Here is a 964-nt window from a genome sequence, read left to right as displayed (position 1 = left end):
CTTCCACATCTGGCCTATCAACCCAGTAGTCTGGCTGGGAGCCTCTCACCCGAAGGTATGGAAGTCTCATCTTGAGGCCGGCTTCCCGCTTAGATGCTTTCAGCGGTTATCCATCCCGAACGTAGCTAATCAGCGGTGCTCCTGGCGGAACAACTGACACACCAGAGGTTCGTCCAACCCGGTCCTCTCGTACTAGGGTCAGATCCTCTCAAACTTCCTACGCGCGCAGCGGATAGGGACCGAACTGTCTCACGACGTTCTAAACCCAGCTCGCGTACCGCTTTAATGGGCGAACAGCCCAACCCTTGGGACCTACTCCAGCCCCAGGATGCGACGAGCCGACATCGAGGTGCCAAACCATGCCGTCGATATGGACTCTTGGGCAAGATCAGCCTGTTATCCCCGAGGTACCTTTTATCCGTTGAGCGACAGCGCTTCCACAAGCCACTGCCGGATCACTAGTCCCGACTTTCGTCCCTGCTCGACCTGTCAGTCTCACAGTCAAGCTCCCTTGTGCACTTACACTCGCCACCTGATTGCCAACCAGGTTGAGGGAACCTTTGGGCGCCTCCGTTACTCTTTGGGAGGCAACCGCCCCAGTTAAACTACCCACCAGGCACTGTCCCTGAACCGGATTACGGTCCGAAGTTAGATATCCAGAGTGACCAGAGTGGTATTTCAACAATGACTCCACGAATACTGGCGTATCCGCTTCACAGTCTCCCACCTATCCTACACAAGCCACACCGAACACCAATACCAAGCTGTAGTAAAGGTCACGGGGTCTTTCCGTCCTGCTGCGCGTAACGAGCATCTTTACTCGTAATGCAATTTCGCCGAGTTCGCGGTTGAGACAGTTGGGAAGTCGTTACGCCATTCGTGCAGGTCGGAACTTACCCGACAAGGAATTTCGCTACCTTAGGATGGTTATAGTTACCACCGCCGTTTACTGGGGCTTAAATTC

Annotated in this window: 1 rRNA gene; it reads right to left on the bottom strand. The window is 54.6% G+C overall.

The annotated features are described in order from the left end of the window. Positions 1-964: ribosomal RNA gene (locus KYX17_RS31565) — 23S ribosomal RNA — on the bottom strand; the annotation flags it as partial.

The organism is Microbacterium sp. CIAB417 (genome assembly GCF_022788845.1).
The sequence above is the reverse complement of the archived record's forward strand: the minus strand, read 5'-3'. Positions and strand labels throughout refer to the sequence as shown.